The 24104-nt window shown below is 73.8% G+C and carries 24 protein-coding genes; 21 read left to right on the top strand and 3 right to left on the bottom strand.

What is annotated here, in order from left to right:
* The first annotated feature begins 50 nt into the window (after positions 1 to 50).
* From ACYVK5_RS08250 to ACYVK5_RS08325, 16 genes are all read left to right on the top strand, one after another.
* Complete coding sequence (locus ACYVK5_RS08250; protein WP_207276445.1) at positions 51 to 248, top strand: ubiquitin-like protein Pup; 198 nt, start codon at positions 51 to 53, stop codon at positions 246 to 248.
* On the top strand, positions 249 to 1175 hold the full coding sequence (prcB, locus tag ACYVK5_RS08255) for a proteasome subunit beta (protein ID WP_460703716.1): 927 nt from the start codon (positions 249 to 251) through the stop codon (positions 1173 to 1175).
* A complete protein-coding gene (gene prcA, locus ACYVK5_RS08260; protein WP_460703718.1) occupies positions 1172 to 2095 on the top strand; it encodes a proteasome subunit alpha in 924 nt (307 codons plus the stop codon). The genes prcB and prcA overlap by 4 nt, the downstream gene beginning before the upstream one ends.
* A gap of 57 nt (positions 2096 to 2152) precedes the next feature.
* The gene (pafA, locus tag ACYVK5_RS08265) at positions 2153 to 3514 is read left to right on the top strand and encodes a Pup--protein ligase (RefSeq protein WP_460703720.1); all 1362 of its coding nucleotides are present in this window, start codon (positions 2153 to 2155) and stop codon (positions 3512 to 3514) included.
* A 60-nt stretch (positions 3515 to 3574) separates the two neighbouring features.
* Positions 3575 to 4510, top strand: a complete 936-nt coding sequence (locus ACYVK5_RS08270) for an FKBP-type peptidyl-prolyl cis-trans isomerase (protein ID WP_460703722.1) — start codon at positions 3575 to 3577, stop codon at positions 4508 to 4510.
* A gap of 1 nt (position 4511) precedes the next feature.
* The gene (gene hisF / locus ACYVK5_RS08275) at positions 4512 to 5282 is read left to right on the top strand and encodes an imidazole glycerol phosphate synthase subunit HisF (RefSeq protein WP_460703724.1); all 771 of its coding nucleotides are present in this window, start codon (positions 4512 to 4514) and stop codon (positions 5280 to 5282) included.
* Between the two features lie 105 nt (positions 5283 to 5387).
* A complete protein-coding gene (locus ACYVK5_RS08280; protein WP_460703952.1) occupies positions 5388 to 6557 on the top strand; it encodes an MFS transporter in 1170 nt (389 codons plus the stop codon).
* Positions 6558 to 6760: 203 nt separating this feature from the next.
* The gene (locus tag ACYVK5_RS08285) at positions 6761 to 8608 is read left to right on the top strand and encodes an ABC transporter ATP-binding protein (RefSeq protein WP_460703726.1); all 1848 of its coding nucleotides are present in this window, start codon (positions 6761 to 6763) and stop codon (positions 8606 to 8608) included.
* Positions 8605 to 10461, top strand: coding sequence for an ABC transporter ATP-binding protein (locus ACYVK5_RS08290; protein WP_460703728.1), 1857 nt, complete (start codon positions 8605 to 8607; stop codon positions 10459 to 10461). Before ACYVK5_RS08285 ends, ACYVK5_RS08290 begins: the two co-directional genes overlap by 4 nt.
* 94 nt (positions 10462 to 10555) lie before the next feature.
* Positions 10556 to 11185: a hypothetical protein gene (locus ACYVK5_RS08295; protein ID WP_460703730.1), complete on the top strand. Its 630-nt coding sequence runs from the start codon at positions 10556 to 10558 to the stop codon at positions 11183 to 11185.
* 65 nt (positions 11186 to 11250) lie between these two features.
* A complete protein-coding gene (hisI, locus tag ACYVK5_RS08300; protein WP_460703732.1) occupies positions 11251 to 11679 on the top strand; it encodes a phosphoribosyl-AMP cyclohydrolase in 429 nt (142 codons plus the stop codon).
* Positions 11676 to 13262: an anthranilate synthase component I gene (locus tag ACYVK5_RS08305; RefSeq protein ID WP_460703734.1), complete on the top strand. Its 1587-nt coding sequence runs from the start codon at positions 11676 to 11678 to the stop codon at positions 13260 to 13262. Before hisI ends, ACYVK5_RS08305 begins: the two co-directional genes overlap by 4 nt.
* Positions 13259 to 13960 (top strand): Trp biosynthesis-associated membrane protein, encoded by a 702-nt coding sequence (locus ACYVK5_RS08310; protein WP_460703736.1) that lies wholly within the window; start codon positions 13259 to 13261, stop codon positions 13958 to 13960. Before ACYVK5_RS08305 ends, ACYVK5_RS08310 begins: the two co-directional genes overlap by 4 nt.
* 58 nt (positions 13961 to 14018) lie before the next feature.
* Positions 14019 to 14264, top strand: a complete 246-nt coding sequence (locus ACYVK5_RS08315; RefSeq protein WP_460703738.1) for an HGxxPAAW family protein — start codon at positions 14019 to 14021, stop codon at positions 14262 to 14264.
* Positions 14261 to 14542: a DUF4190 domain-containing protein gene (locus ACYVK5_RS08320; protein WP_460703740.1), complete on the top strand. Its 282-nt coding sequence runs from the start codon at positions 14261 to 14263 to the stop codon at positions 14540 to 14542. Before ACYVK5_RS08315 ends, ACYVK5_RS08320 begins: the two co-directional genes overlap by 4 nt.
* Before the next feature lie 6 nt (positions 14543 to 14548).
* Positions 14549 to 15037 (top strand): DUF2752 domain-containing protein, encoded by a 489-nt coding sequence (locus tag ACYVK5_RS08325; RefSeq protein WP_460703742.1) that lies wholly within the window; start codon positions 14549 to 14551, stop codon positions 15035 to 15037.
* Positions 15038 to 15101: 64 nt separating this feature from the next.
* Here the strand turns inward: ACYVK5_RS08325 and bioD are convergent, their stop codons facing one another.
* From bioD to bioB, 3 genes are all read right to left on the bottom strand, one after another.
* On the bottom strand, positions 15102 to 15950 hold the full coding sequence (gene bioD / locus ACYVK5_RS08330; RefSeq protein WP_460703743.1) for a dethiobiotin synthase: 849 nt from the start codon (positions 15948 to 15950) through the stop codon (positions 15102 to 15104).
* Between the two features lie 74 nt (positions 15951 to 16024).
* Positions 16025 to 17449, bottom strand: a complete 1425-nt coding sequence (gene bioA / locus ACYVK5_RS08335; RefSeq protein WP_460703745.1) for an adenosylmethionine--8-amino-7-oxononanoate transaminase — start codon at positions 17447 to 17449, stop codon at positions 16025 to 16027.
* Positions 17442 to 18527 carry a biotin synthase BioB gene (gene bioB, locus ACYVK5_RS08340; protein ID WP_460703747.1) on the bottom strand — a complete coding sequence of 362 codons (1086 nt, stop codon included), beginning with the start codon at positions 18525 to 18527 and terminating at the stop codon, positions 17442 to 17444. Before bioB ends, bioA begins: the two co-directional genes overlap by 8 nt.
* A 136-nt stretch (positions 18528 to 18663) precedes the next feature.
* Between bioB and ACYVK5_RS08345 the strand changes: the two genes are divergently transcribed.
* The 5 genes from ACYVK5_RS08345 (at position 18664) to lgt (ending at position 24100) form a co-directional block, all read left to right on the top strand.
* Positions 18664 to 19872, top strand: coding sequence for an 8-amino-7-oxononanoate synthase (locus ACYVK5_RS08345; protein WP_460703749.1), 1209 nt, complete (start codon positions 18664 to 18666; stop codon positions 19870 to 19872).
* 200 nt (positions 19873 to 20072) lie between these two features.
* Positions 20073 to 20885, top strand: a complete 813-nt coding sequence (gene trpC / locus ACYVK5_RS08350) for an indole-3-glycerol phosphate synthase TrpC (RefSeq protein ID WP_460703751.1) — start codon at positions 20073 to 20075, stop codon at positions 20883 to 20885.
* A 78-nt stretch (positions 20886 to 20963) separates the two neighbouring features.
* Positions 20964 to 22274 (top strand): tryptophan synthase subunit beta, encoded by a 1311-nt coding sequence (trpB, locus tag ACYVK5_RS08355; RefSeq protein WP_460703753.1) that lies wholly within the window; start codon positions 20964 to 20966, stop codon positions 22272 to 22274.
* Positions 22274 to 23170 (top strand): tryptophan synthase subunit alpha, encoded by an 897-nt coding sequence (gene trpA / locus ACYVK5_RS08360; protein ID WP_460703755.1) that lies wholly within the window; start codon positions 22274 to 22276, stop codon positions 23168 to 23170. Before trpB ends, trpA begins: the two co-directional genes overlap by 1 nt.
* A gap of 27 nt (positions 23171 to 23197) precedes the next feature.
* The gene (lgt, locus tag ACYVK5_RS08365) at positions 23198 to 24100 is read left to right on the top strand and encodes a prolipoprotein diacylglyceryl transferase (RefSeq protein WP_460703757.1); all 903 of its coding nucleotides are present in this window, start codon (positions 23198 to 23200) and stop codon (positions 24098 to 24100) included.
* Positions 24101 to 24104 lie beyond the last annotated feature (4 nt).

A 24104-nucleotide genomic window follows, 5' to 3' on the forward strand; every position in this document is an offset into this window, starting at 1 on the left:
CCTAGGCTGGCGAGACCAGCGGCAGCCGTGAGCAATACCAGGAGGCGATCATGGCCGGTCAGGAACGTATCAACCCGTCACACGAGGACCGCACACCCGACGACGACGCCGCTGACGTCCCGGCCCCCGCGGGCCAGGCGCAGCAGCGTGATGACGAGGTCGACGAACTGCTGGACGAGATCGACGACGTGCTCGAGTCGAACGCCGAGTCGTTCGTGCGTGGCTTCGTGCAGAAGGGCGGCCAGTAGTTGGACGGCTTCGGAGGCGGCCCCGGTGGTCGCGGTCACGGACGGCTCCCGGACGCGTTCCTGCGTCCGGGATCGTCGTCGTTCTTCGAGTTTCTCGCGGAGCACGCACCCGATCGCCTGCCGGGCGCGGGCGGTGCCGGTCAGGGAGCGTGGTCCGGCGTGCCGGGCGCGATGCCGGGGCAGGGCGGGTACCGCAACGACCTGTCGCCGCACGCCACCACGATCGTCGCGGTGACGTTCCGCAACGGGGCAGCAGGTGACGACGGCGGCGGGCCCGCGGCCGGCGGCGTCGTCATGGCGGGCGACCGCCGCGCGACGGCCGGCCCCATGATCGCCAGCCGGTCCATCGAGAAGGTGTTCCCCGCCGACGACTACTCGGCGGTGGGGATCGCCGGTGCGGCCGGGATCGGCATCGAGCTGGTCAAGCTCTACCAGCTCGAGCTGGAGCACTACGAGAAGATCGAGGGCTCCCTGCTCTCGCTGGAGGGCAAGGCGAACCGCCTGGCCACGATGCTGCGCGGCAACCTGCCGATGGCGATGCAGGGCCTGACGGTCGTGCCGCTGTTCGCGGGCTACGACCGGGAGCGCGGCGAGGGGCGGATCTTCTCCTACGACCCGACCGGCGGGTGCTACGAGGAGCGCGAGCACCACGGCGTGGGCTCGGGCTCCCTGTTCGCGCGGGGTGCCATGAAGAAGCTGTGGCGGCGGGACATGGATGCGGCGGACGCGGTCTCGGTCGCCGTCGAGGCGCTGTACGACGCCGCCGATGACGACTCCGCCACGGGCGGCCCCGACACCGTCCGGCGGATCTTCCCCGTCGTGGCCACGGTCACCGCCGACGGCTACTCCCGCCTGCCCGACGACGACGTCGCCGCCGTCGCCGAGCAGATCGTCGCCGAGCGGCGGGAACGGGGGTCGCTCGCATGAACATGCCCTTCTACGTCTCGCCCGAGCAGCTGATGAAGGACCGGGCGGACTTCGCCCGCAAGGGCATCGCCCGCGGACGCTCCGTCGTCGTCCTCGCCTACGACGGCGGCATCGCGTTCGCCACCGAGAACCCGTCCCGCGCGCTGCACAAGATCTCCGAGATCTATGACCGCATCGGTTTCGCGGCCGTCGGCAAGTACAACGAGTTCGAGAACCTGCGCGTCGCCGGCGTGCGGTACGCCGACCTGCGCGGCTACACGTACGACCGCTCGGACGTCACCGCTCGCGGCCTGGCCAACGCGTACGCGCAGATCCTCGGGACCGTGTTCATCACCGAGTCCAAGCCGCTGGAGGTGGAGCTCGTCGTCGCCGAGGTCGGCCGGACCGCGGAGGACGACCAGATCTACCGGCTCACCTACGACGGCACGGTCGCCGACGAGCACGGCCACGTCGTCATGGGCGGCCAGGCCGAGCAGCTCGGCCGCAAGGTCGGCGAGGGCTGGCGGGAGGACATGACGCTGGGCGAGGCCCTGCGGCTCGCGGTCACGGTGCTCGGCTCGTCGGAGAGCGGGACACCTCGCACCATCGAGCCGGGTCAGCTCGAGGTGGCGGTGCTGGAGCGGTCGCGACCGCGGCGCGCGTTCCGCCGCCTGACCAAGCAGGCGCTGGCCGAGCTGCTCGCCCGGGAGTCCGGCGAGGCTCCGAGGGAGGGCGATGCCGAGGGCCCGGGCGGGGTCGCGGCACCGCAGGCCGTGCCCGAGAAGGAGTCCACCAAGAAGGAGGAGTCCACCAAGAAGAAGGAGTCCGCCAAGAAGACGGAGCCCGCCGAGGAGGCGGAGTCCACCGAGGAGACGGACGACGACGGCCCCGCCCCCGAGTCGCCACCCGCCGGGCCGGAGAAGGGGTCGCCACAGGACTGACCGCCGTCGGACATCACCGCACAGACCACCGCACGCACAGATGAGGGAGGGACCGCCATGGATCGCAGGATCTTCGGACTGGAGACCGAGTACGGCGTCACCTGCGCCGCCGAGGACGGGCGCGGCCTCTCGGCCGACGAGGTCGCCCGCTATCTGTTCCGCAAGGTCGTGGCGTGGGGACGCAGCTCCAACGTGTTCCTGCGCAACGGCTCCCGGCTGTACCTCGACGTGGGGTCGCACCCCGAGTACGCGACCGCCGAGTGCGACGACGTGCGGCAGCTGGTCGCGTACGACCGCGGTGGCGAGCGGATCCTGGAGGGCCTGGTCGAGGACGCGCAGCAGCGGCTGGAGCACGAGGACCTGCCCGGCCGGATCCACCTGTTCAAGAACAACACGGACTCGGCCGGCAACTCCTACGGCTGCCACGAGAACTACCTGGTGCGGCGTGGCGGCGACTTCGCACGGCTGAGTGACGTGCTGGTGCCCTTCCTCATCACCCGGCAGGTCCTGGTCGGTGCCGGCAAGGTGCTCGCCACCCCGCGCGGCGCCGTCTACTGCCTGTCGCAGCGCGCCGACCACATCTGGGAGGCGGTCTCGTCGGCGACCACGCGGTCGCGGCCGATCATCAACACCCGCGACGAGCCGCACGCCGACGCCGAGCACTACCGGCGCCTGCACGTCATCGTCGGGGACTCGTCCATGGCCGAGCCCACCACGATGCTCAAGGTCGGGGCCACGGACCTGGTGCTGCGGCTCGTGGAGGCCGGCCTGCCGATGCGGGACCTCAGCCTGGAGAACCCGATCCGCGCGATCCGGGAGATCAGCCACGACCGGTCCGGCAAGCACGCGGTGACGCTCGCCAACGGCCGGTCCATGACTGCCGTGGAGATCCAGACCGAGTACTACGAGCGGGTGCGGGACTTCGTCGAGGGCCAGGGCGACCCGACGCCGGTGGTCAAGCAGGTGCTCGACCTGTGGGAGCGCGGCCTGCGGGCGCTCGACACCGGCGACCTGTCGCTGGTGGACCGGGAGCTGGACTGGGTGATCAAGCTCCGCCTGATCCAGCGCTACCAGGCCAAGCACGACCTCTCGCTGGACGACCCGCGGATCGCGCGCCTCGACCTGGCGTACCACGACATCTCCCGGACCCAGGGCCTGTACAACCTGCTCGCAGCGCGCGGCATGGTGGAGCGGGTGGCCACGGACCTGGAGATATTCGAGTCGACGGCGGTCCCGCCGCAGACCACGCGGGCGAAGCTGCGCGGCGACTTCGTACGGGCCGCGCAGGACGCCCGCCGCGACTACACGGTCGACTGGGTCCACCTCAAGCTCAACGACCAGGCCCAGCGCACGGTCCTGTGCAAGGACCCGTTCCGGAACGTCGACGAGCGGGTGGAGCGCCTCATCGAGTCGATGTAGTCCGGAGCTGTGTTGTCCGGAGCGCCAGGCTCGGCCCGGCGCTCCGGATATCATCTGCTGGTGCTCCGCCGTCCGCTTGTCGCCCTGGTCTCCGCCGGGCTGGTGGTGACGGCCGCCGCGTGTGCTCCGGCGTCGCTGCCGTACGAGATCCGCCCGGCCGCCACGGCGTCGGCGTCGCAGGCGCCGCTCGACGTGGACGGCACCCCGGGGCAGGTGCCCCAGCTGACCTACGACAAGCCGTTCGACGTGCTGCGTCCGGGATCCCGGACGGTGTGGCCGGGCACCGGGGAACAGCTCGAGCGGGACGGCCCCGTGCTCCTCAACATCTACGCGGAGGACGGCCGCGACGGCGCCGAGCTGCAGAACACGTTCCGCAGCGCGCCCGCGCCGTACACGATGACGGAGAGCTCCCTCGGCAACCATCTCTTCGACGCCCTGCGCGGCAAACGGGCAGGAGCCCGGGTGATGCTGATGGAGCGCGACACCGCCGAGGGCGAGGAGGTACCGGTGGTGCTGGTGGTGGACGTGCTGCCGACGCGCGCGTCCGGCACGGAACTGTCCGACCCGCCCGCCGGGCTGCCGCGCGTGGACCGCGACGAGCTGGGCGCGCCGACGGTGCGGATCCCGCGTGGCGCGGAGCCGCCCCGGGACCTCGAGGTGGTGCCACTGATCCAGGGCCGGGGCCCGCAGGTGTCGAAGGGGCAGGTCATCACGGTCGAACTGCATGCCGTGACCTGGGCCGGCGGCACCGTGGTGGAGTCCACCTGGGAGGAGGGCGCCCCTCCGCGCTCGGCGCAGGTGGGGATCGGCGCGCTGATCGAGGGCTGGGACGCCGGCCTGGTCCAGCAGCCGGTGGGCTCCCAGGTGATGCTCGTCGTGCCACCCGGCATGGCGTACGCCGGCACGGAGAATCCGCTCGCCGGCGAGACACTGGTGTACGTGATCGACATCCTGGACGCACACCAGCCCGTCAGCGAGAACGAGAAGAAGGACTGAGATGCCTGTCGCGATCCGCGTGATCCCCTGCCTCGACGTCGACGCCGGACGCGTCGTCAAGGGGGTCAACTTCCAGAACCTGCGCGATGCCGGGGACCCGGTCGAGCTCGCCGCCCGGTACGACGCCGAGGGCGCGGACGAGCTGACGTTCCTCGACGTCTCGGCCTCCTCGGCGGGCCGCGACACCACGGTCGACGTGGTCCGGCGCACCGCGGAGCAGGTCTTCGTGCCGCTCACGGTGGGCGGCGGCGTCCGGTCCGCCGACGACGTCGACCGCCTCCTGCGGGCCGGCGCGGACAAGGTCGGCGTGAACACGGCGGCGATCGCCCGGCCGGAGCTGATCGCGGAGATCGCCGAGCGGTTCGGCTCGCAGGTGCTCGTGCTGAGCGTGGACGCGCGACGCGTCACGGGGGAGACGACGACGCCGTCCGGGTACGAGGTCACGACCCACGGCGGCCGGAAGGGCACCGGGATCGACGCCGTCGCCTGGGCCGAGCGGGCGGCCGCCCTGGGCGCGGGCGAGATCCTGCTGAACTCGATGGACGCGGACGGGACGGCGGGCGGCTTCGACCTGGAGATGCTGGCGGAGGTGCGGGCCCGGGTCACGGTGCCCCTGATCGCCTCGGGCGGGGCGGGAACGCCGGCCGACTTCGTCGCGGCGGCACGGTCGGGCGCTGACGCGGTCCTGGCGGCCAGCGTCTTCCACTTCGGCACGCTCACGATCCCGGAGGTCAAGCAGGAGCTGCGGGAGGCGGGCCTGGAGGTCCGCTAGGCGCGGGGGACAAGTGTAGTCTGCTCCCGATCCCCTCGCTCGTCGCCGGTGTCGCCGACGGTCACCCCCCGAATCGATTCGACCGTCTGGAGCCCCTTGGCGACCATCGACCCCCGGAAGGCCCCCGCGCTCATCGCCCTGGCGGCCGGCGGCTTCACCATCGGCACGACGGAGTTCGCCGCGATGGGCCTGCTGCCCGACATCGGCGCCGATCTCGGCGCGACCGACCCGCAGGTGGGGCACACCATCACGGCGTACGCTCTCGGCGTCGTCGTCGGGGCGCCGCTGCTGACCGTCGCCGCGTCCCGGATGCCGCGCAAGCGGCTGCTGCTGGTGCTGATGGGTGCCTACACGCTCGCGAACGTGCTGTCCGCGCTCGCGCCCGATATCGGCTGGCTCGTGGTGGGCCGGTTCCTGGCCGGGCTGCCGCACGGCGCGTTCTTCGGCGTCGGCGCCGCCGTGGGCGCCGCGGTCGCCGGGCCGGCCCACCGGGGGCGGGCCGTGGCGACCATGATGACCGGCCTGACCATCGCGAACGTCGTCGGCGTGCCGCTGTCCACCGGGGTCGGGCAGGCCTTCGGCTGGCGCATCTCCTACGTGTTGATCGGCGTGCTCGGACTGGTGACGCTGCTCGGCCTCTGGCGCCTCGTACCGATCGGCGCCGGCGGAGCGGGCCGCTCGGTGCGGACCGAGCTGTCGACACTGCGGAACGCGCCGCTGTGGTTCGCGTTCGTGGCGGGCGCCATCGGCTTCGGCGGGATGTTCGCCGTCTACACGTACGTGGCCCCGACCGTGACCGGGGTGACCGGGCTGCCCGGCGGCGCCGTGCCCTGGGTGCTCGCCCTGTTCGGCGTCGGGATGACGGTAGGGACCCAGATCGGCGGGCGGCTCGCGGATCGTGGCGTGCTGCGCGCGGTGCTGATCGGCTTCGTGGCGACGACGGCGTCACTGGTCCTGTTCGCGCTCACGGGAGCCTCGACGGTGCCCGCGCTCCTCTCGCTGTTCCTGCTCGGGGTCACCTCGCAGGTGCTCGGCCTCGCGTTCCAGACCCGGCTCATGGACCTGTCGCCCGGCGCGCCGTCGCTGGGCGCCGCGCTCTGCCACGCCGGGCTCAACGTGGCCAACGGCGCCGGGGCGTTCCTCGGCGGGGTGGTCATCGACGCGGGCTGGGGCTACCTGGCCCCGGCGTGGGCCGGGGCGGTGGTCACCGTGCTGGGCCTCGGCGTACTCCTGGCGTTCGGGCGGCAGCGGGTGGCGCACCAGCCGGCGGATTGACCTCAAGCGTGGTTCAGGTCCTAGCGTCGATGTCGCCCTCGGCGAAAAGGTGTCGAATCGTTTCCCGGGGCATGAGAAGATCGACAGATCCCCGACGGAAGCGAGGTCTCGCCGTGCCCTCAGCCGCGCCCCGAACCACCCCCTCGGACGCCGCCGGCGACCCGGATCCAGGTATCCACCGGCCCGGTCGCCATCCCCGCCCGATGACGCTGATGGGTTCCCGCACGCGCCGGTCGCTCGTCCTGATGTGGCGCGGCATGCGTGCCCATCCCGGCACCTATGTCCTGGCCGTCGCCGCGTCGGCGCTGTTCGGCGCCATGACCGTGGGCGTCAGCCGGGCCGTGGGCTGGGCCACCGACGCCGTCGTCGTCCCCGCGATCGCCGGCGACGGGGACGCGCGGGACCGCATCTGGGTCGCGGGTGTCGTGCTCGGCGTGGTCGCCCTCACGCTGGCCCTCTCCGTGGCCGGGCGGCGCACCTGGGCGGGCTACGGGTTCTCGGACAACATCGCCGACCATCGCAGCGCCCTGACCACCCAGTACCTGCGCCTGCCGGTGTCCTGGCACCGCGCGCATCCCGCCGGGCAGCTCCTGAACCACACGACCTCGGACGCGGAGGCGGCGAACGGCGTGTTCAACCCGCTGCCGTTCGCGCTCGGCGTCGTCGTCATGATCATCACCGCCGTGGCGATGCTCGTCTCCATCGACCCGTGGCTGGCGCTGGCCGCCCTCGTGATCTTCCCGGTCACGGTCGTGGCCAACACGATCTACCAGCGCTACATGTCCCCGGCCGTCACCCGGGCGCAGCAGCTGCGCGGCGACGTCGCGGACGTCGCGCACGAGTCCTTCGAGGCCGCGCTCCTGGTCAAGGCCCTCGGTACCGAGGCGCGCGAGGAGTCCCGCTTCGCCGGCACGGCCGGTGACCTGCGCGCGGCCAACGTGCGCGTCGGCGTGGTGCGGGCGATCTTCGACCCGGTCATCCAGAACCTCCCCGCGCTCGGCACGCTCGTCGTGCTCGCGGTCGGCACCTGGCGCGCCACCACGGGCGATGTCGAGGCCGGCGACGTCGTGAGCGCCGCCTACCTGCTGACGATGATGACGGTGCCGCTCATGGCGTTCGGCTGGGTGCTCGGCGAGCTGCCGCGCGCGCTCGTGGGCTACGACCGCATCTCGGAGGTCGTCGACGCCGCCGGCGAGCTGGCCTACGGCACGGGCCGGCTGCCCGCGTCCGACGCCGGTCTGGGCGTGCGGTTCGAGCAGGTCGGGGTCGACGTCGAGACCACGGGGCTCGAACCGGGGACCCGCACGCTCCTGCGGGGCATCGACCTGACCGTGTCACCCGGCACGACGGTCGCCGTCGTCGGCCCCACGGGCGCGGGCAAGACCACTCTCGTCTCGCTGCTCGCGCGGCTGTCCGACCCGACGCGCGGCCGCGTCCTGCTCGACGGCACGGACGCCCGCGACCTCGCGGCCGGCGAGATCCCCGCGCAGGTCGCCCTCGTCACGCAGAGCACCTTCGTGTTCGAGGACTCCGTGCGCGCCAACATCACGCTCGCGGATCAGGGCGAGGACGGCTCGCCGTCGGACGACGAGGTCTGGGAGGCGCTGCGCCTCGCCCGGCTGGACGACACGATCCGTGCGCACCCCGACGGCCTCGACGCCCCGCTCGGTGAGCGCGGCGCCAACCTCTCGGGCGGGCAGCGTCAGCGCCTCGCCATCGCCCGTGCGCTGGTGCGGCGCCCGCGCCTGCTCGTGCTCGACGACGCCACGAGCGCCGTCGACCCGCGGGTCGAGCAGGCGATCCTGCGCGGCCTCGCCGAACAGGGAAGCGGGGCCACCACGGTGATCATGGTCGCCTACCGGATGAGCTCGGTGGCGCTCGCCGACACGGTGGTGCATCTCGACGACGGCGGCGTGGCCGACATCGGCCCGCACGACGACCTCATGGCTCGCGACCCCGGCTACCGCGAGCTCGCCACCGCCTACCAGGCCGAGGCGGAACGCCGGGAGAAGGCCGACCGCGACGACGAGCTGCAGGAGGCTGCCCGATGAGCACCACCACGGACGAGCCCCGTGTCAGCGAGGACCTCCTCGACGCCAACGGCGCGCACATCGAGTCGGTGAGCAGCCTCGGGGTGTTCGCGACGCTGCGCCGCGGGATCCAGCTCTCCCCCGAGATGCTGAACGGGGTGTGGCTCACGCTCGGCCTGGCGGTGCTCGCGGCAGGGGGCCGGGTGGTCGTGCCGCTGGCCGTGCAGCGCACCATCGACGACGGCATCCTCGCCGAGAGCGGCCCCGACCCGAGCCGTGTCGTCACGCTCACCGTGCTCGCCGCGGTGGGACTCGTCCTGGCGGGGGCGTGTGCCGCACTGGTCAACGTGCGCCTGTTCCGGTCCACGGAGGCCGGGCTGGCGACGCTGCGCACGCGGGCGTTCCGGCACGTGCACGACCTGTCGACCCTCACGCAGAACACGGAGCGGCGTGGCGCGCTGGTGTCGCGGGTGACCAACGACGTCGACACCATCTCGCTGTTCGTGCAGTGGGGCGGGATCATGCTGCTGGTCAGCATCATGCAGATCCTCGTCGCGACGGCGCTGATGGCCTGGTACTCACCGGTGCTCACGGTCGTGGTGTGGGTGTGCTTCGTGCCGATGTTCCTGTTCATGCGTGTGGGCCAGCGCAAGGTGAACGCCGCCTACACGCTGGTGCGCGAGCGGGTCGGGGCGATGCTGGGCGCGATCAGCGAATCCGTGGTCGGGGCCGAGACGGTGCGCGCGTACGGCGTGTCCGACCGGACTGGGCGGCGCATCTCGGGCGCCGTCGAGGCGACCCGGCGGGCACAGCGGCGTTCCATGGAGCTCGTCGCGGTCGTGTTCTCGTCGGGCGTGTTCGTGGCCAACCTCGTACTGGCGGTCGTGGTGGTGCTGGGCGCCTGGCTCGGCATCGGCGGCGCGCTGACCGCGGGCGAGATCGTCGCATTCCTGTTCCTCGTGCAGCTGTTCACCGGGCCGGTCCAGATGGGTACGGAGATCCTCAACGAGATGCAGAACGCGGTCGCGGGCTGGCGCCGCGTGATCGCGGTCGTCGAGACGCCCGTGGAGGTCACCGAGGCGCCCGACGCCGTGGACCTGCCGCGCGGGCCCGCCCGCGTCACCCTGCGCGACGTGCGGTTCGCGTACTCCGGTGGCCCGGACGTCCTGCACGGCGTGTCGCTCGACCTGCCGCCGCGTACCAGGGTCGCCGTCGTCGGGCAGACCGGTTCCGGCAAGACGACGATCGCCAAGCTCGTCACGCGGCTCATGGACCCGGTCGAGGGGACGGTCGAGCTCGACGGGACGGACCTGCGCAAGGTCTCGTTCGCGTCGCTGCGCGAGCGGGTCGTGCTGGTGCCGCAGGAGGGGTTCCTGTTCGACGGCACCGTACTGGAGAACGCGGCGTACGGGCTGCGCGGCGCGGCGGGCCCGGCGCCGGCCGGAGCGGGTGAGGTGCGGACCCTCGTCGCCGACGCCTTCGCGGAGCTCGGGCTGACCGACTGGGTCGAGACCCTGCCCGACGGCCTCGACACCCGGGTCGGCCAGCGGGGAGAGGCGCTGAGCGCGGGTGAGCGGCAGCTCGTCGCGATCGCGCGCGCCTTCCTCGCGGCGCCGGACCTGCTCGTCCTGGACGAGGCCACGTCCGCGGTGGACCCGGCGGCCGAGGTGCGGATCGCCCGCGCCCTGGACTCCCTGACCGCCGGCCGGTCGACGATCACGATCGCGCACCGGCTCTCGACGGCGGAAGCGGCGGACCTGGTGGTGGTGGTCGACGAGGGCGAGATCGTCGAGACCGGCCCGCATGCCGAGCTGGCCGCGGCGGACGGGACCTACGCCCGCATGCACGCGAGCTGGGTGTCGCAGACGCGGTGAGGGGGTCGACGGCTTGTCCGGGATTCCCCGGAGGACACCCGGAACTTCGATGTCCAGCCTGGTCAATGGGGCATCCTCAGGCTAGTTTCCTCGCGTGAGCGTTATCGACATACCTCGTATTGCGGCAACTCCCGTCCTTCCCGGCGGCCCCCAGGCCCTCCGTGGCCTGGGGCGGCCGGGACGTGCGGTGTACGTGGTCCTGTCCCGGAGCACCACCGTGCCTGCCCGGCTGATCGGCGCGCTGACGCGCGATCGCGTCACGCACGCCGCGCTGGCCCTGGACCCGGACCTGGAGTACATGTTCGGGTTCGGCCGGCGGGGGACGAGGAACGCGCTGTCCGGCTGCTTCCGGCGGGAGCGCCTGGACGACCCGCTGTACGAGCGCATGGGAAGCCTGCCCGGGCTGGTCCTCGAGGTGTCGGTCACGGCCGTGCAGCACGAGGCGATCCGTGCGCAGGTGGAGGCGTTCCTGCTGGACGGGCATCGCTACCGGTACAACTTCGCGGGACTGCTTGATCACGTCACCGGCCGGACCAGGGAGGACGCCTACCGGTTCTTCTGCTCCGAGTTCGTGTACCACGTGCTGTACCAAGCCGGCGTGGCCGACCTGCGCGTTCCGCGCAGCCAGGTGCGGCCGATGACGCTGCTGTCGCTCCCCGGCCGCGTCGTGTTCGACGGCGACCTGCTCCGCTACCACGCGCGCCGCGTGGCTACCGCGCACTAGGCGTGCACCATGGACGCACCATGGACGACGCGGCCCTCGCCCGTCGTAGGTGGCAGGATTCTCCTGTGCAAGGTTCCAGCTCCGAGAACGAGACAACCCCCGGGCTCGATCCCGCGGTAGCCGAGCGGCTGAAGCGGGACGACGCCGGCCTCGTGGCCGCGATCGTCCAGCAGCACGACACCCGCGAGGTGCTCATGCTCGGCTGGATGGACGACGAGGCGGTGCACCGCACCCTGACCTCCGGCCGCGTGACGTTCTGGTCCCGCTCGCGCGGCGAGTACTGGCGCAAGGGCGACACCTCGGGGCACGCGCAGTACGTGAAGACCGTCAGCGTCGACTGCGACGGCGACGCCCTGCTGGTCCAGGTGGACCAGGTCGGCGCCGCCTGCCACACCGGCGCCCGCACCTGCTTCGAGGCGGGCGGTGACCTCGGCGCGACGCCCGCCGCCCGCCCCGCCTCCGGCGCTCTCGACCTCCAGGAGGACCACCGGTGACCCAGCAGACGACCGCCCCCGCGCCCACCGGCGCGCCCGCCGACCTCGCCTGGGGCGACACGTGGCCCGGCCTCGCCGACTTCCGCGCGCTGGCCCCCGACCGCCGCGTCATCCCGGTGGTTCGCAAGGTCCTCGCCGACGGCACCACGCCCGTCGGCCTCTACCGCACGCTCGCGTCCGGCGCCGGCTCGTTCATCATGGAGTCGGCCGAGGCCACGGGGGAGTGGTCACGCTGGTCGTTCGTGGGCGTGGCCGCCCGCGCCGTCCTGACCTCGACCGACGGCCGCGCGCACTGGACCGGCGACGTCCCCGTCGGCGTCCCGGCCGAGGGCGACGTGCTCGACGTCGTCCAGGCGACCCTCGATGCCCTGCGCACCCCGCGCCTGGCGAACCTCCCGCCGTTCACGGGCGGCCTCGCCGGGGCGCTCGGCTGGGACGTGGTGCGCCACTGGGAACCCACGCTGCCCTCCGACGCCCCCGACGAGCTCCACGCCCCCGAACTGGCGCTCTGCCTGGCCACGGACCTCGCGGTGGTGGACCACCGCGAGGGCACGGTGTGGCTCGTCGCCAACGCGATCAACGGGGACGACACCGCCGAACGCGTCGACGAGGCCCACGCCGACGCCGTCGCCCGGCTCGACGCGATGCAGGCCCGCCTCGCGGCAGGGACGCCACCGGTCACCACGATCGTCGCCCCGGCGGCCCCGGGGGAGGACACCCTGACGGAGCCCGCCCTCGAGTTCCGCTCCACCCGCCAGGAGTTCGAGGACGCCGTGGCCGCCGCCAAGGAGGCGATCCGCGACGGCGAGGTCTTCCAGGTCGTCCTGTCCCAGCGTCTCGACCTCGACTGCCCGGCCGACCCGCTCGACGTGTACCGCGCGCTGCGCACCATCAACCCGAGCCCGTACATGTACTACTTCCGGCTGCAGGACGCCGGCGCGCGCCCGGTCGCCGTCGTCGGCTCCAGCCCCGAGACGCTCGTCAAGGTGAGCGACGGCCACGTGACCACCTACCCGATCGCCGGGTCCCGTCCCCGCGGCGCCCACCCCGAGGAGGACGTGGCCCTCGGCGAGGAACTGCTCGCCGATCCGAAGGAACGCGCCGAGCACCTCATGCTCGTCGACCTGTCCCGCAACGACCTCGTCAAGGTGTGCGAGCCCACCTCCGTGGAGGTCGTGGAGTTCATGCGGGTGCGCCGCTTCAGCCACATCATGCACATGTGCTCCACGGTCGTGGGCCGGCTCCGCGCCGCGGCCACCTCGCTGGACGCGCTCCGTGCCACGTTCCCCGCGGGAACCCTGTCCGGCGCGCCGAAGCCTCGCGCGATCGCGCTCATCGACGAGCTCGAACCCGCCTCGCGCGGCATCTACGGCGGCACCGTCGGCTACTTCGACTTCGACGGCGACATGGACATGGCCATCGCCATCCGCACCGCGATGATCGCCGACGGCCGCGCCCACGTGCAGGCAGGCGCCGGCATCGTCGCCGACTCCGTCCCCCGCCTCGAGTACGAGGAGTCACGCAACAAGGCCGCCGCCGCCGTGCGCGCCGTCCAGCTCGCCGCGAGGTTCCGCCAGGCATGAGCGAGCCCGCGACGGCGAACCGGCCCGTGAAACCCCCGCTCACCCGCACGCGCGCGCTGCTGGCCCTCCTCGCGCTCGGCGGCATCGCCCTCGCGGCGACGTCCGCCACGTGGGTGACCACCGAGGTCGCCACGGCCCTGCGCCCCGACGTCGCCGTGGCCGCCACCGGCGCCGAGGCGGCCCCGGTCGTGAGCGCCGCCGCGCTCGTGCTGCTCGCCTGCGGACCCGCGCTCGCCCTGACGGGCCGCGCGGGCCGGTACCTCGCCCTCGCCGCCGCCGCGCTCGCCGGGGCCGGCGTGACCGCCGGCGCGCTCGCAGTCGTCGCCGATCCGGACGCCGCGGGCATCGCCGCGGCCGCCGACGCCGCCGGCGTCACCGACCTGACCGGCCCCGTCGTCCTGTCCCCCTGGCCGTGGACGGCGGCGGCCACAGGCGTGCTCGCCCTGCTGCTGGCGGTCGCGGCGGCGCTCGCGGCCCGGCGCTGGCCCCGGGCCTCCCGCCGCCACGAGCGGGACGCAGGCCCGGGCGGGGTCCCCTCCGGATCGCCGGGGGCGGAGTCTCCGGGGTCCGGGATCCCGGCCTCCGGGTCTCCGCGGGCGGCGTCGCCGACGGCGGCGTCCGGGCAGGACGAGCCCGATCCGGCCGGCGACTGGGACGCCCTCACGCGTGGCGAGGACCCGACGCGCGATGACCGTTAGGCTGGGTCAGGGCGGCACGGCCGCTCACGATCCTGACGTCGAAAGGCACCACACCACGATGACCGAGAACCAGTCCGCAGCCGCCGAGGTCGCCTACCTGCCGGAGGCCGCCCCGCCGCACAACCACGGGCACACGGTGGCCGCCTGGGTCACGATGATCGGCGTCATGATCGGCGCCCTGGTGTCGACGGCCGGCGTCGTCGTGGACGGCGCGTTCTGGCTGTTCTGGGCCGGTCTGGTGGTCTGCGCCGGCAGCCTCGTGGTGGGCGGCGTGCTCAAGGGAATGGGCCTGGGGCAGCGATGAGCACGACGGCGCCCGGCCGGGCCCGCAACTCGCTGGGCGTCTGGTCCCTCGTGCTCGGCGGTGCGTCGTTCCTGCTCTTCCTCGGCGTGCTGACCGGTATCCCCGCGATCCTCGTCGGGAACGACGGCCGCCGCGCGGTACGGGCCGGCGAGGCCGACAACGAGGGTGTCGCGACGGCGGGCGTGGTGCTGGGCTGGGCGTCGGTCGTCCTGACGCTGGTCGGCGCCGGCGTCGTTGCGTACCTGGTGGCGACCGGCAACTCATGGCGCGCCGGGTGACGAGGCATGCCTGAGCCGACGACGGCGGTCGTGGCCGGCCGGGGCGAGGGCGTTCCCGCCGCGGCGAACCCTGGCCGCGGCTCCGGCTCTGAGTCGCTGCTCCGCCGTCTGCGCGCGCCGCTGATCACGGCCGGATCGGTCGCCGCAGGGACGCTCCTCGTGGCGCTGCGTACCCCGCACGAGCCGAACAGCTACGGCTTCTGCCCCTTGCTGCTCTTCACCGGGCTGGCGTGCCCGCTGTGCGGCGGCCTGCGCGGCACGTACGAGATGGCGCATCTCGACCTGGCGGGCGCCTGGGCGATGAACCCGCTGTGGGTGCTGCTCGCGCCGGCGCTGGTGGTGCTGTGGGGGGTGTGGTTCCTCTACCGGGCCCGCGGTCTGGAGGGCCCTCGGCTCCCCTCCTGGACGCCGTGGGCCTTCCTGGGCTCCCTGGTGGCGTTCGGCATCCTCCGCAACCTCCCGCCGCTGATCCCGTACCTCACGCCCTGGCTCTGACCCGTGAGTTCGCTGGCGAACCATGAGCCTGCTTACGGATCAGGGGGTCGTGGCGTAAGGAAGCTCATGGCGCGTGGGCAACCTCATGGTCGAGGGCCGTCGCGATGGGTCGCCCCGGCGCGGATGTCCGGAAGCCGGCCCGGTCGGGCATGGAAGCCCCGGCGAGCCAGTCGTCCGCGCGGGTACGGAACTCCTGCGGCGGCAGGGCGCCTGCTCCCTCCGGCATCACGCCCAGGAGCGGGGCGTCCGCCACGCGGGGCAGGTCCTCGATGTTGCAGCGGGACGCCAGGTCCGGGTCCGCGGGCATGCTGCCGATGACCACGCCGCGGCACGTGAGCCCGCGGTGCCGCAGGGCCTCGGCCGTGAGCGCGGTCGCGTTGAGCGTGCCCAGGCCGGCGGCCGCCACGATCACCAGCGGTGCGTCGAGGGTGAGCGCGAGGTCCGCCAGGGTGGTGCCGTCGTCGTCGAATCTCACGAGCAGGCCGCCGGCGCCCTCGACGAGGACCAGGTCGTGACCCGCGGCCAGCCGCCGGACCTCGCGGGCGACGTCGTCCGTCCGGACCGCCGGCAGGCCCGCGCGCCGGGCGGCGGTGGCCGGGGCGAGCGGTTCGGGGTAGCGGGCGTGCTCGTGCACCGTCACGCCGCTCGCGAGGCGAGCGATCTCGTGGACGTCACCCGGTTCGCCGTCGGACACCCCGGTCTGCGCGGGCTTGACCACCGCGACCGACCGCCCCTGCCCGAGGGCTGCCGCCGCGATCGCGGCCGTGACCACGGTCTTGCCGACGCCGGTCCCCGTCCCCGTGACGACGAGCACGTCGCCGAGGCGGCCCGCGCTGCCGGCGCCCGGCCTGCCGTTCGCCCGATGCGAGGTCGCCCGTGCGTCCGGTCCGCCGCCCGTCCGCGGCGATGCCACGCCTACGGCCGACTCGCCGGCGGCGCGAGGCGAGCTACCGCGCGTGCCGGGTCCGCCGCCCGTCCGTGGCGCCGTCATGCGGACGCCCGGGCCGCGGCCACGACCGCGGCGCAGACGCGCGCGAGGTCGGCGTCCCCGGTGACGTACGGCGGCATCGTGTAGATCGTGTCGCGGAACGGCCGCAGCCAGACGCCCTCGCCGACGGCGGCGCGCGTCGCGGCCGGCACGTCGACATCGTGGTCGAGCTGCACGACGCCGATCGCGCCGAGCACGCGCACGTCCCGCACCCCGGGCAGGTCCCGGGCCGGAGCCAGACCCGCGCGCAGGCCCGCCTCGATCCGGTGCACCTCGGCCCGCCAGTCCTGGCCGAGCAGCAGGTCCACGGACGCGCCCGCGACCGCCGTGGCCAGCGGGTTGCCCATGAACGTCGGCCCGTGCGCCAGCACCGGCACGTCGCCGCGCGAGATGCCGTCCGCGACGCGCGGCGTGCAGAGCGTCGCGCCCAGTGTGAGGTAGCCGCCGGTCAGGGCCTTGCCGAGGCACATCACGTCCGGCGTGATCCCGGCGTGCTCCGCCGCGAACAGGGCGCCCGTCCGGCCGAACCCGGTCGCGATCTCGTCGAGCACGAGCAGCACGTCGTGGCGGTCACAGATCTCGCGCACGGCGCGGACGTAGGCGGGGGAGTGGAACCGCATCCCGCCCGCCCCCTGCACCACGGGCTCCACGATCACGGCGGCCAGCTCGTGCGCGTGCTGGGCGACCAGCGCGTCCAGCACCGCGACGTAGCCGGCGTCGGCCGTGCCATCTCCGGCGGTACCGCCTCCGGCCGTACCGCCGGCGTGCGCCGCGCCGGATCCCGCCGCCGGTGCCGCGCCGGATCCCGCCGGGGGTGCCGGGGCGAACACCTGCTCCGGCAGCGCGCCCGACCACAGGGCGTGCATCCCGCCGACCGGGTCGCACACCGACATCGTGTGCCACGTGTCGCCGTGGTACCCGCCGCGCCAGGTGAGGAAGCGGCGCTTGCCCGGCCGCCCCACCGACGCCCAGTACTGCAGGCACATCTTCAGCGCCACCTCGACCGCGACCGACCCCGAGTCCGCGAGGAACACGTGCCGCAGCGGTTCCGGCGTGATCTCCACCAGCCGCGCCGCCAGCCGCACGGCGGGCTCGTGCGTCAGCCCGCCGAACATGACATGGCTCATCCGGCCGAGCTGGTCGCGCACCGCCGCGTCGAGCACGGGGTGCCGGTAGCCGTGGATCGCCGCCCACCAGGACGACATCCCGTCGACCAGCTCGCGCTGCCCCCACGCCGGCTCGGCCAGCCGCAGCTTGACGCCCTCGGCGGACTCGACCACCAGCGGCGCCGTCGTCCCCGGCATCGGCCCGTACGGGTGCCACACGTGCGCCCGGTCGAGCGCGAGGAGCTCGGCGGCGGGCAGCCGTTCGCGTCCGACGGCGGCTCCCGGGCGACCGCCGTCGCCCCCGGAGGCCTCACGCATTGGGCGCCACCTCGGTTCCCGCCCCGCGCTTACGCGGCACGGCGTCGCGCCGGTACTCCGGCATCGTGTCCGTGCCCGCGCCCTCGACGACGAACCCCGCGTCCGCGATCAGCTCCAGGTCCGCCCTGCCCGCCTGGCCCTCGCTCGTCAGGTAGTCGCCGAGGAACACCGAGTTCGCGCAGTGCAGCGCCAGCGGCTGCAGCGTCCGCAGGTGCAGCTCCCGGCCTCCCGCCAGCCGCACCTCCACGTCCGGGTGCACGAACCGCACCATCGCCAGGATCCGCAGCGCCTTCGCCGGCGTCAGCTCCCACGTCCCGGCCAGCGGCGTCCCCTCGAACGGCATGAGGAAGTTCACCGGCACCGAGTCCGGCCCCAGTGACCGCAGCTCCAGCGCCACGTCCACCAGGTCCTCGGCCGTCTCGCCCATCCCCGCGATCAGGCCCGAGCAGGGCGACAGCCCCGCGTCCTTCGCCCGCTCCACCGTCTCCACCCGGTCGGAGAACTCGTGCGTGGTGCAGATGTCCCGGTAGGTCGCCTCGGATGTGTTCAGGTTGTGGTTGTACGCGTCCACGCCCGCCTCGCGCAGCCGCGCCGCCTGCCCGTCGCCCAGCAGACCCAGGCACGCGCACACCTCCACCTCCGGGTTGCGCTCGCGGACGGCCTCGACGACCCGGGAGACGCGGTCCACGTCGCGGTCCGTGGGGCCGCGCCCGCTGGCCACGAGGCAGACCCGCTTCGCGCCGCCCGCGACCCCGGCGGCCGCCGCGTCGGCGGCGTCACCGGGCGAGAGCCACGTGTACTTCAGCACGTCCGCCTCCGAACCCAGCCGCTGCGAGCAGTAGAAGCAGTCCTCCGGGCACAGCCCGGACTTGAGGTTGACCAGGTAGTTCAGCTTCACGCGGTTGCCGAACCAGCGTCGCCGCACCCGCCCGGCCGCCGCGACGACGTCCAGGAGGTCCTCGTCGCCGGTGGCCAGCACGGCCAGCGCCTCGGCGCGCGTGACCGGGTCGTCCGGGTCGGCGGCGAGCCCCTTGGCGACGAGGGAGGACAGCAGTTCGGGCAGGGCGACGGTGCTCATGACGTCCGATCCTGATGCACGACCGCCCCTACGGGAACTGTGGGTTAGCGACAACATCCTCCCCGGGCTGTGTGCCTCCCGGCAGGTCACAGCCGATGGTCCGGCGGATACCTTCGCAGGGACTCAGGGAGCAATGATGGGAAACCTACAAACCAGCGCGCGGTCCGGGCCGTCCGGGCCGTCCGGGCGCGACCCCTTCGGCTGGATCGGCGGCGAGACCGACCGCCGCCGCCGGGCCGGCCTGCTGCGCGAGATCCACCCGCGCGCCGCCGGCGACCGGGCCCTCGACCTCGCGAGCAACGACTACCTCTCCCTCGCCCGGCACCCCGAGGTGACCGGCGCCGCGGCCGACGCCGCCCGCACCTGGGGCGCCGGCGCGACCGGATCGCGCCTCGTGACCGGCTCCACCGCACTGCACGCCGAGCTCGAGGCCGAGCTCGCCGACTTCTGCGGCGCCGAGGCCGCCCTCGTCCTCGCGAGCGGGTACGCCGCGAACCTCGGCGCGTGCGCGGCCCTCGCCCCGCGCGGCAGCCTCCTCGTGTCCGACGCCGGGAACCACGCCTCGGTCATCGACGGCTGCCGCCTCGCCGGGGGAGAGGTCCGCGTCGCCGCCCACGCCTCGCCCGCCGACGTCGCCGCGCAGCTCGCCGAGAGGACGAGCGGCGAGGAACCCGCCGCACCCGGCGACGCCCGCCCCGCCCTCGTGGTGACCGACGGCGTCTTCTCCGTCGACGGCGACGTCGCACCCCTGCGCGAGCTCGCCCGGGTGTGCCGCGCCGCCGGGGCCGGCCTGCTCGTGGACGACGCGCACGGGCTCGGCGTCGTCGGTGACGGCGGACGCGGCAGCGTGCACGACGCCGGGCTCGCCGGCGCGCCCGGCGTCGTCACCACCCTCACCCTGTCCAAGGCCCTCGGCTCCCAGGGCGGGGCGATCCTCGGACCCGCCCCCGTCATCGAGTACCTCGTCAGCGCCGCGCGCACCTTCATGTTCGACACCGGCCTCGCCCCCGCCGCCACCGCCGCCGCCCTCGCCGCCCTCGCCGGGCTGCGGCGCGAGCCCGAGCGCGCCGAACGATGCCGCGCGGCCGCGGCCGACCTGTCCGACCGGCTCCGCGCGGCCGGCCTCGACGCGACCCGGCCCGCCGCCGCCGTTGTCTCCGTGCCCGCACCCACGGCCGCCGACGCCGTCGCCTGGGCCGCCCGCTGCCGCGCCGCGGGCATCGGCGTCCACTGCTTCCGGCCCCCGTCCGTCCCGTGGCCCCGCCTGCGCCTCACGGCCCGCTCCACCCTGACTCGCGACGAGATCGCCCGCGCGGCGGCCACGATCGCCCGGACCGCCCCGTGACGCGGCCCGGACGACCCGCGCCCGACGGGAGCCCGCGCCGCGCCGGCCGTTCCGGGCTGCCCGGATGGTCCGCATGGTCCATGCTGGGAGCGCACACCCGTCCCGACAGGTGGCGAGTGGCCGGGACACCGTCCGCAACGTCCTACGATGAACCGCGGAGCGGACACCGCAGCTCAGGCAATCGCACGGGAGGCACACGTATGGCGGTCCTGGACGACATCGTCGCAGGGGTCCTCGAGGACCTCGCGGAACGTGAGGCGCGCACGCCGCTCGACGACCTCAAGGAGAAGGCGCAGCGCGTCCCCGGAGCGCTCGACGCCGTCGGCCGGCTCAAGGACCCCGAGGCCGTCGCCGTCATCGCGGAGGTGAAGCGGTCCAGCCCGTCCAAGGGGTCACTCGCTCCCATCACCGACCCGGCCGCGCTGGCGGTCGAGTACGCGCACGGCGGCGCGGCGGCGATCTCCGTGCTCACGGAGCAGCGCCGGTTCTCCGGGTCGCTGGCGGACCTCGACGAGGTACGCGCCCGCGTGGACGTGCCCGTGCTGCGCAAGGACTTCATCGTCACGCCGTACCAGGTGTGGGAGGCCCGCGCGCACGGGGCCGACATCGTTCTTCTCATCGTGGCCGCACTGGAGCAGACGGTGCTGACCTCGCTGATCGAGCGCGTGCACTCGCTCGGCATGACCGCGCTGGTCGAGGCGCACGACCTGGAGGAGGTGCGCCGCGCGCTGGACGCCGGCGCCCGCGTCGTGGGCATCAACCACCGCAACCTCAAGACCCTCGAGATCGACATGACGGTGTTCCAGCGGCTCGCCCCGTACGTCCCCGACGACGTGGTGCGGATCGCGGAGTCCGGCATCGGCGGGCCGCGGGACGTCATGGAGATGGCACGGGCGGGAGCCGACGCCGTCCTCGTGGGCGAGGCCCTCGTCACGGGCGAGGCGCCCCGCGCCTCGGTGGCGGACCTCGTGGCCGCGGGTGCGCACCCGTCGCTGCGCTCCGTGCGACCCTGACCCGGCCGCGACGGCCGTCGCCCGCGACCGAACGACGCGAACAACGACGAGAACGCAGCATCGCAAAGGAGACCATCCATGAGCCTGGCCGAACGCCTGGCGGACGTGACCGGGCCGTACTTCGGCGAGTTCGGCGGCCGGTTCGTGCCGGAGGCGCTCATCGCGGCCCTCGACGAGCTCGAGACCGAGTACGCGAAGGCGGCCGGGGATCCGGCGTTCGTCGACGAGCTCGCCCGGCTGCACCGTGAGTACACCGGCCGCCCGAGCCCGCTGACCGAGGTGCCGCGGTTCGCGGCGCACGCCACAGGGGCGGGCGAACCTCCCGCCCCGGCGCACCCGGGAGTGCGTGTCCTGCTCAAGCGCGAGGACCTGAACCACACCGGCTCGCACAAGATCAACAACGTGCTGGGCCAGGCGCTGCTGGTCAAGCGCATGGGCAAGCGCCGCGTGATCGCGGAGACCGGGGCGGGCCAGCACGGCGTCGCGACGGCGACCGCCGCCGCCCTGATGGACCTCGAGTGCGTCATCTACATGGGCGAGGAGGACACGCGCCGGCAGGCGCTGAACGTCGCCCGGATGCGGCTGCTCGGCGCCGAGGTGGTGCCGGTGACCGCCGGTACGCGCACCCTCAAGGACGCGATCAACGAGGCGCTGCGGGACTGGGTGACCAACGTCGAGCACACGCACTACGTGCTGGGCACCGTCACCGGCCCCCACCCGTTCCCGGAGATGGTGCGGCAGTTCCACCGCATCATCGGCGAGGAGGCGCGCGGTCAGATGCTGGAGCGCACGGGCCGGCTGCCCGACGTGGTCGCGGCCTGCGTGGGCGGCGGCTCGAACGCGCTCGGCATCTTCAACGCGTTCCTGGACGACGAGGGCGTGGCGCTGTACGGCTTCGAGGCCGGCGGCGAGGGCGTCGGGACCGGCCGGCACGCCGCGCGGTTCTCCGGCGGCTCGCCCGGCGTGCTGCACGGCGCGCGCTCCTACCTGCTGCAGGACGACGACGGGCAGACCCGCCCCAGCCACTCGGTGTCGGCGGGACTGGACTACCCGAGCGTCGGCCCGGCGCACTCGTGGCTGCACGACCTCGGCCGGGCCGAGTACGAGCCCGTGACCGACGACGAGGCCATGGAGGCCTTCCGGCTGCTGTGCCACACGGAGGGCATCATCCCCGCGATCGAGTCAGCGCACGCCCTGGCGGGCGCGCTGCGGCTGGGCCGCCGGGCCGTCGCCGAGGGCAGGACCGGCCCGGAGGGCGAGCCGTACACGATCCTCGTGAACCTGTCGGGCCGCGGCGACAAGGACGTGGCCACCGCGGCGCGGTGGTTCGGCCTGCTCGACGAGGGCGTGGCTTCCGAGGAACTGGAGAAGATGGAGGGACGAGGGTGATGGTCTCGACGAGCCCGGCCGCGGAGCCGGGGACCGGAACGGGGACGACGGCGGGTGCGGTGGGCGTCGCGCCCCGCGCCGGCGAGCTGATCGCGCGCCTGCGCGACGAGGAGAACCGGCCCGCGCTGGTGGGTTACCTCCCCGTGGGCTTCCCGGACGTGGAGCGGTCGATCGAGGCCATGCTCACGCTGACGGACAACGGCGTGGACATCATCGAGCTCGGCATCCCGTACTCCGACCCGGTGATGGACGGCCTGGTGATCCAGGAGGCGGCCCAGGCCGCGCTCGACGGCGGCGTCCGCGTGGCGCACGTGTTCGAGGCGATGCGCCGGATCCGGGAGCACGCCCCGCACGTCGCGGTGCTGCCGATGACCTACTGGAACCCGGTGCTGCGGTACGGCGTCGGGGAGTTCGCGCGGGACCTGGCCGCCGCGGGCGGTTCCGGGCTCATCACGCCGGACCTCATCCCCGACGAGGCCGGTGCCTGGGTCGCGGCGAGCGACGAGCTCGGCCTGGACCGGGTGTTCCTCGTCGCGCCGAGCTCCACGCCGGAGCGGCTGGCGCTCACGGCGCACGCGTCGCGCGGGTTCGTCTACGCGACGTCCCTCATGGGCGTCACGGGCGTGCGGGCCAGCGTGGGTGACCGGGCCGAGCGGCTCGTGGCCGACACGCGGGCGGCGGGCGCGGAGCACGTCTGCGTGGGCATCGGCGTGTCCACCGGGGCACAGGCCGCCGAGGTGGGCCGCTGGGCCGACGGCGTGATCGTCGGGTCCGCCCTGGTCCGTACCCTGCTCGGGGACGAGCCGTGGGACGCGCGTCTCAGCGATCTGGCCGAGCTCACCCGCGACCTGGCTTCCGGGGTACGGTCGGCACGTGCCGCGCACGGCGCGCACTGACCTGCCGCCGAGCATCCCGGAGCGTACGTGATCCCGTCGTGGCTTCCCGCGAGCCTGCCCAGCCCGCCCGAGCACACCTGGTACCTGGGCGTCGTCCCGGTCCGGGCCTACGCGGTGGCGCTGCTGGCGGGGATCGTCGTGGCGGCCTGGGTGACGATGGTGCGCTGGCGGGCGCGCGGCGGTGACCCGTGGGACGTGGTGGACATCGCGTTCTGGACCGTGCCGTTCGGTCTCGTCGGCGCGCGGGCCTATCACGTGCTGTCCATGCCCGGTACCTACTTCGGGTCCGGCGCCGATCCGCTCGCCGCGCTGCGCGTCTGGGAGGGCGGCCTGTCGTTCTACGGCGCGCTGGCGTTCGGCGCGCTGGGCGCGTGGATCGGGTGCCGGACGCGCGGCCTGCGGCTGCCCTCGTTCGCCGACGCCCTGGCCCCGGGCCTGCTCCTGGGGCAGGCGGTCGGGCGCCTCGGCAGCTGGTTCAACCAGGAGCTGTACGGGCGGCCCACGGACATGCCGTGGGCGCTGGAGATCTCCCGCGAGCACCTCGTGACGAACCCCGCCACGGGTGTCGCCTACCCCGAGGGCACCACCTTCCACCCGACCTTCCTGTACGAGATCCTGTGGTATGTCGCCGCCGCCGGAGTTCTGCTTTTCCTCGACCGACGGTTCAAGTTCGGTCATGGCCGGGTATTCTGGGCGTACGTCGTGCTCTACACTCTCGGCCGGGTCTGGATCGAGATGATGCGGATCGACGAGACGGAGATCCTGCTGGGTCTCCGGCTCAATGTCTGGACGTCGGTGGTCCTGGGCCTCGTGGCTCTGGCAGTCTCGGCAGTCCTGGCACGCCGGTTCCCTCAGCGGGAGGAATCGGTGGAACGGGGATCGGGTCCGGACACCACCGGGCCGGTACCCGAGACCATGCGAAGGGCGTGAGCGA

This window comes from Myceligenerans halotolerans (assembly GCF_054782975.1).

Bases quoted from the DNA above. Each gene is read 5' to 3' on its own strand.
- ACYVK5_RS08315 (WP_460703738.1), top strand. From the start codon at position 14,019: ATGACCGAGAACCAGTCCGCAGCCGCCGAGGTCGCCTACCTGCCGGAG.
- ACYVK5_RS08285 (WP_460703726.1), top strand. From the start codon at position 6,761: ATGACGCTGATGGGTTCCCGCACGCGCCGGTCGCTCGTCCTGATGTGG.
- trpA (WP_460703755.1), top strand. From the start codon at position 22,274: ATGGTCTCGACGAGCCCGGCCGCGGAGCCGGGGACCGGAACGGGGACG.
- trpC (WP_460703751.1), top strand. From the start codon at position 20,073: ATGGCGGTCCTGGACGACATCGTCGCAGGGGTCCTCGAGGACCTCGCG.
- trpB (WP_460703753.1), top strand. From the start codon at position 20,964: ATGAGCCTGGCCGAACGCCTGGCGGACGTGACCGGGCCGTACTTCGGC.
- ACYVK5_RS08345 (WP_460703749.1), top strand. From the start codon at position 18,664: ATGGGAAACCTACAAACCAGCGCGCGGTCCGGGCCGTCCGGGCCGTCC.
- ACYVK5_RS08290 (WP_460703728.1), top strand. From the start codon at position 8,605: ATGAGCACCACCACGGACGAGCCCCGTGTCAGCGAGGACCTCCTCGAC.
- bioB (WP_460703747.1), bottom strand. From the start codon at position 18,527: ATGAGCACCGTCGCCCTGCCCGAACTGCTGTCCTCCCTCGTCGCCAAG.
- bioA (WP_460703745.1), bottom strand. From the start codon at position 17,449: ATGCGTGAGGCCTCCGGGGGCGACGGCGGTCGCCCGGGAGCCGCCGTC.
- ACYVK5_RS08310 (WP_460703736.1), top strand. From the start codon at position 13,259: ATGAGCGAGCCCGCGACGGCGAACCGGCCCGTGAAACCCCCGCTCACC.
- pafA (WP_460703720.1), top strand. From the start codon at position 2,153: ATGGATCGCAGGATCTTCGGACTGGAGACCGAGTACGGCGTCACCTGC.
- ACYVK5_RS08320 (WP_460703740.1), top strand. From the start codon at position 14,261: ATGAGCACGACGGCGCCCGGCCGGGCCCGCAACTCGCTGGGCGTCTGG.
- prcA (WP_460703718.1), top strand. From the start codon at position 1,172: ATGAACATGCCCTTCTACGTCTCGCCCGAGCAGCTGATGAAGGACCGG.
- hisF (WP_460703724.1), top strand. From the start codon at position 4,512: ATGCCTGTCGCGATCCGCGTGATCCCCTGCCTCGACGTCGACGCCGGA.
- ACYVK5_RS08325 (WP_460703742.1), top strand. From the start codon at position 14,549: ATGCCTGAGCCGACGACGGCGGTCGTGGCCGGCCGGGGCGAGGGCGTT.
- ACYVK5_RS08250 (WP_207276445.1), top strand. From the start codon at position 51: ATGGCCGGTCAGGAACGTATCAACCCGTCACACGAGGACCGCACACCC.